The sequence below is a fragment of the Nakamurella sp. genome, assembly GCF_048594475.1.
Classification (GTDB): Bacteria; Actinomycetota; Actinomycetes; order Mycobacteriales; family Nakamurellaceae; genus Nakamurella.
Window position 1 is genome coordinate 1 of the sequence record NZ_JBMDXT010000310.1, and the last position, 5,868, is coordinate 5,868.

Genomic DNA, 5,868 nt, shown 5'->3' on the forward strand with positions numbered 1-5,868 from the left:
GGCGCCGGCCGGCCGGCCACCGCAATCCGCGCCGGCGTCCGCAGGCGCGCCGCTGGCCCGGACGGTGCCGCCACCCGGCCCCTGACCCGGCTCACGCGTTCCCGTCGTTCCCCCGATCCCCACCACCGGTCGCGCAGCGCCGCCGATCGGCGGTTGTCCCTGACCACTTTTCAGTTTTCGGAGCTCCCTGATGACCATCCGGACCCACCGGCTGCTGCCGGCCGTCCTGTTGACCGCCGGTGCGGTCGTCCTGACCGCCTGCGGATCGGCCGCGTCCTCGGGGGCCGGGACGTCGGCCGTCGCCGCGTCCGGCGGCGCCACCGGGTCGGCCGCGGCCTCCGGGAGTGCCGGCGCGGGGACGCCGGGCCAGGTCACGGTGACCGTGACCGATGCCGCCGGATGTGTGGCCACCCCGGACACGGTGCCGGCGGGCCAGGTGACCTTCGTCATCACCAACCAGGATGCGGTCGGCGTGACCGAGGTCGAGCTGGTCGCCGACCAGCGCATCGTCGGGGAGCGGGAGAACCTGGCGCCCGGCTTCGACAGCACCTTCTCGGCCCGGTTGGACGGGGGCAGCTACGAGATCTACTGCCCGGGCGCGAGCACCGAGCGGTCGGCGTTCACCGTGACCGGGCAGGCCGGGGCCCAGGACGCCGACCTGGCCGCGCTGCTGACGCAGTCGACCAAGGACTACGCGACCTACGTCGACGACCAGATCACCTTCCTGCTCGTGCCCGTCCAGGAGATGGCCGCCGCGATCAAGGCCGGCGACCTGGCCGGGGCCCAGGCCGCGTACATCAAGGCGCGGCCGTTCTACGAGCGGATCGAGCCGGTCGCCGAGTCGTTCCCCGACCTCGACCCGGCCATCGACCTGCGCATCGGGGACGTCGAGCAGGGCACCGAGTGGACCGGCTTCCACCCGATCGAGCAGGGCCTGTGGGAGAAGCAGAGCACCGACGGGCTCAGCGGCCTGGCCGACGGCCTGGTCGCCAACGTGCAGAAGCTCCAGCAGGAGGCGACGAAGCTCTCGGACGCGACCACGGCCGGCACGGACGGCGGCTACCAGGCGTTCGAGATCGCCAACGGGTCGGCCACCCTGCTCGACGAGGTCCTGGCGTCGAAGATCACCGGCGAGGAGGAGGCCTACTCCAGGATCGACCTGCTGGACTTCGAGGCCAACGTCGAGGGTTCGCTGCAGGCTTTCGCCACGCTCAAGCCCGCGCTCGACCAGATCGACCCGACGATCGTGCCGCAGATCTCCGCGGCCTTCGACGCGCTGACCACCGAGCTGGCGACGTTCAGGGATCCGGCCTCGCCCAGTGGCTGGGTGACGTACGACAAGCTGACCGACGCGGACAAGAAGGCCCTGACCGACGCGCTGCTGGCCGTCCAGGAACCGCTGTCGGCGATCGCGCAGAAGATCACCCAGTAAGAGTTGATCCGGTAGGAGTCGATGCAGTGACCGGAATGGCACACCGATGACCGAGCAGGGCACCTCCCGCCGGCGCTTCCTGACCGGAGCGGCGGCGGCGGGCGTCGGGGCGGCGGCGGGGTTCGCCGCCGGCTACGGCGTCCGCGGCGTCGCCGACGCCGATGCCGTCCCGCAGGCGGTGGCCGCTGAACTGGCGGCCGTCTCCGACAACGTGGTGCCGTTCTACGGGGCGCGGCAGGCCGGCATCACCACCCCGCAGCAGGAGCGGCTGATGTTTGCCGCGTTCGACGTCTCGACCACCGACGTCGAGGAACTCAAGCGGATGCTGGGCCGCTGGTCGGCGATGGCCGCCCGGATGACCGAGGGCAAGCAGGTCAGTGACTCGCCGACCAAGCCGCAGCAGCCGCCGTTCGACACCGGTGAGTCGCTCGACCTGGGTGCGCACTCGCTGACGATCACCGTCGGCTTCGGGCCGAGCCTGTTCGACGACCGGTTCGGGCTGGCGCAGCGGCGACCGCCGGAGTTGACCGCGTTCGGCACGATCCCGGGCGACGCGGTCATGCGGCCGGAGCTGTCCGACGGCGACCTGTGCGTGCAGGCCTGCGCGGACGATCCGCAGGTCGTTTTCCACGCCATCCGGAACCTGGCCCGGGCCGCGCGGGGCACGGCCACCCTGCGCTGGTCCCAGCTCGGCTTCGGGCGGGCCTCGTCGACCGGCGCGCAGCAGGTCACGCCCCGCAACCTGATGGGTTTCAAGGACGGCACCCGCAACGTGCGGTCCGACGACACGGCCGCCCTGGACGCGCACGTCTGGGTCGGCGCGGGCGGCGCGGCGGCCCCGCAGACCATCGCCCCCGAGCACGAGTGGATGCGCGGGGGGTCGTACCTGGTCGCCCGGAAGATCCGGATGGAGATCGAGTCCTGGGACACCGATCCGCTGGAGGACCAGGAGAAGATCTTCGCCCGGGTCAAGGGCAGCGGCGCGCCGCTGACCGGCGGCGACGAGTTCACCGATCCGGACTACGCGGCCGTGGCCGCGGACGGCCGTCCCGTCATCGACCTCAACGCGCACATCCGGCTGGCCGCGCCGGAACAGAACAACGGGCTGACCATCCTGCGGCGCGGCTACAACTACACCGACGGCCAGGACCCGGCGACCGGCAAGCTCGCCGCCGGGCTGTTCTTCATCGCGTTCCAGCGGGATCCGCAGGCCCAGTTCAAGGTGCTGCAGACGCGGCTGGGCAAGTCGGACCTGCTCAACGAGTACATCGCGCACATCGGCGGCGGGCTCTGGGGCTGCCCGCCCGGAGTGAGCGCGCCGGGCGACTGGTTCGGCAAGGCGCTGTTCACCTGATCGTGGCAACTGACGACCTGATCGTGGTCGTCGGGCCGCCGACCGCCGTGCTCCTTCGAGTGGGCCGACCCCCGCTTGGTCACGTCCCGACGTCGTACGGCGGGATTCGGCTTGAATTCGGTCACCGATGCGCCCATTCTGGTCTGACCCGTTCACACGGATGGGCCAAAAGGGTGTAAAGCTGGTTACTCTGTGGTAGAAATGTGGTGTCGACACGTTCAGCACCACTTTGTGTACTCCGTTTGGCCGATCAGCCCAGTCTGATTGCGCAGAACGTTCACGGAGAGTGAGAGACGAGCCGGACACGCACCACCGCATGAGAGCGCGTGCAGTCGGTCCCCGGGCCTGTCTGCGCCATCGACCAGAGGAGTTTCGGGTGTCGCAGGCCTACGATTCACGATCGCAGCAGGCGTTCGCTGCGGCCGTGTGCCGCGTGATGCGGGAGTCCCGGCGCCGGCAGAAGTTGACCCAGGCGGAAGTGGCGCAGCGCACCAACGGTCTGGTCAGCAAGGCCGCCCTGGCCAACTACGAGACCGGTCACCGGTCCCTGCGCGTGGACGTGCTGTGGGTCATCGCGGCGGCGCTGGGCGAGGACCTCGGTGCGCTGCTGTCCGCCGCCGAGCGGAACGTCGCCACCCGTCCCTCCCCGTACGGCACGGGGTCGATCACCGTCGACGTGCACGAGGTGATGGCCAGCCCGGACCCGCGGCTGTCGGTGGTCAAGCGCTGGTTCGAACTGCGCGCCAACTCCTCCCCCACGATGACCCTCGACGAGGGCGCGATCGCCGCGCTGGCCGCGCTGATGAACGTCCGTCCCGACGAGTGCCGCCGGCTGCTGCTGACCAGCAGCCGCACCCGCAGCCCGCAGCCGCACGCCGCGAACGGTGTGTGAGCCGATCGGGTGAAGGTGTGATCCCGGCCGATCCCCGGCCGTTCCTCGCGCGTCCATGAGACCGTGGCATGGCGCGGTGTCCCCGATCGGGGAACCGCGGCCAGGAGCCGATCCGGCGGCCGACGCAGCGAGGAAGGACACCCACCGCAGTGAGAGACGAGCCCACCCAGCCGCACGGCGCAGCCGGGAGCGAGTCCCCGACGGAGATCATCCGGGTCGGTGAGCCCGAAACGCACGAGTCGTCCGAGGCGACGCAGGTGATCGACCGTACCGCCGCCGATCCGTCGGCCGGGTCGGCGCCAGGGCCCGGGTCGGCGTCCGGGTCGGCCGGCGCCTCCGGGAGCGAGCCGTCCGGCAGCGAGCCGCCGGGCGTCCCGCCGGCCGACGGCGCGGAGCCGGCGGGCGCGTCCGGCCGGTCCCGCCGCCCGGTGATCGCCGCCGTCGTCGGTGGCGTGGTCGCCCTGCTGGGCGTGGTCTACCTCGTCGACCTGTTCACCACGTCGGGCACCGTCGAGCGCAACACGACCGTCGCCGGCGTGGCGGTCGGCGGGCGCACGCCCGAGCAGGCGGCCGCCGAGCTGAGCGCCCGGGCGATGCCCGAGTACACGGCGCCGATCACGGTCGACGTGCACGGGGTGCCCACCACCATCGACCCGGCCGCGGCCGGGCTGTCCGCCGACGTGGCCGCGACCGTCGAGGCCATCGGCACCCGCTCGGCCAACCCGTTCGTCCGGCTCACCTCCTTCTTCACCTCCTCCGACCGGCCCCTGGTCGACGGCGTCGACGGGTCGGCGCTGACCGCGGTGGTCGGCGCGATCGCCACCGAGACCGACCTCGCGCCGGTCGAGGGGGCGGTGACCGTCGAGAACGCCCAGGTCGTCACCACCGTGCCGGTCGTCGGTCGCAACCTCGACGTGCCCGGCGCGGTCGACGCGGTCACCCGGGCCTGGATCTCGGGGGGCCCGGCCGGCGTGGAGGGTCTCGTGCTGCCGGTGTCGTCGACGCCGGTCCGGGCCTCGGCCGAGAAGACGCAGCAGGCGGCCGCGGAGGCCGCGACCATCCTGTCCGGGCCGCTGACCCTGACCGGCGCCGGGACCACCGTGGAGGTGCCGGTCGCCGACATCGCGGCGGGCGTCACCATCACTCCGGACGCGGCCGACGGCTTCGTCGTCGCCGTCGACCCGGCCACCGTGCTCAAGCCGGTGACGCCGGCCATCGACGCCACGCAGGCCGACCCGCGCAACGCCTCCATCTCGATCTCCGGCGGCGCCCCCGTCGTCGAGCCCAGCGCGCCCGGCCGGGCCATGGACTGGCCGGCCGTGGAGAGCGCGGTCGCCGCGGCGGTGACCACCCCGAACCGCACGGTCGAGCTGGCCTACCGGCTCAGCGACCCGACCTTCACCACCGAGCAGGCCAATGCGCTCGGCATCAAGGAGGTGATCGGCGAGTTCACCACCGGTGGGTTCGCCGCCGCCTCCGGCGAGAACATCCGGGTCGTCGCCGAGAAGGTCAACGGCGCGATCGTGCAGCCGGGCGCCACGTTCGGCCTGAACGCCTTCACCGGGCCCCGCGGCACCGAGCAGGGCTACGTGCCGGCGGCGATCATCCAGGAGGGCGCGCTGTCCACGGCGGTCGGCGGCGGCATCAGCCAGTTCGCGACGACCCTGTACAACGCCTCGTACTTCGCCGGCATGGGGGACGTGACCCACACCCCGCACTCGTTCTACATCTCCCGCTACCCGGCCGGCCGCGAGGCCACCGTGTTCGACGGCGAGATCGAGCTGGCGTTCTCCAACGACTACGACACCGGGGTGCTGATCGAGACGATCTGGACCCCATCGGACATCACCGTCCGGCTCTGGGGCACCAAGCATGTGCAGGTCGACTCCATCTCCTCGGACCGGTTCAACTACACGTCGGCGCCGGTCATCGTGAAGCCCTACGGCACCGCCTGCACACCGTCCGGCGGCAGCTCCGGCTTCAGCATCGTCGACACCCGGGTGATCAAGGATCTGGCCGGTGCCGAGATCCGGCGCGAGGACTTCACCACCGTCTACAACGGCCAGCAGAACGTGATCTGCTCGCCGCCGCCGGCCGCGCCGACCACCGCGGCCCCGGCCGCCGCCGCGCCCACCGACGCCGCTCCCGCGACGGCCCCGGCCGGGGGGGGGGGGCGCGGCGGCCCCCCGC

At 72.2% G+C, this 5,868-nt stretch carries 4 protein-coding genes; all 4 read left to right on the forward strand.

Features of this window, described 5'->3' with window-relative positions; all coding sequences use genetic code 11:
• Positions 1-190 precede the first annotated feature (190 nt).
• Positions 191-1,432 (forward strand): iron uptake system protein EfeO, encoded by a 1,242-nt coding sequence (gene efeO / locus ACOJUF_RS14185; RefSeq protein WP_420122479.1) that lies wholly within the window; start codon positions 191-193, stop codon positions 1,430-1,432.
• A gap of 46 nt (positions 1,433-1,478) precedes the next feature.
• Positions 1,479-2,786 carry an iron uptake transporter deferrochelatase/peroxidase subunit gene (gene efeB / locus ACOJUF_RS14190; RefSeq protein ID WP_420122480.1) on the forward strand — a complete coding sequence of 436 codons (1,308 nt, stop codon included), beginning with the start codon at positions 1,479-1,481 and terminating at the stop codon, positions 2,784-2,786.
• A gap of 376 nt (positions 2,787-3,162) precedes the next feature.
• Positions 3,163-3,678: a helix-turn-helix domain-containing protein gene (locus ACOJUF_RS14195; RefSeq protein ID WP_420122481.1), complete on the forward strand. Its 516-nt coding sequence runs from the start codon at positions 3,163-3,165 to the stop codon at positions 3,676-3,678.
• A gap of 149 nt (positions 3,679-3,827) precedes the next feature.
• Positions 3,828-5,868 (forward strand): VanW family protein (locus ACOJUF_RS14200; RefSeq protein ID WP_420122482.1); only part of this gene is annotated, 2,041 nt, incomplete at its 3' end.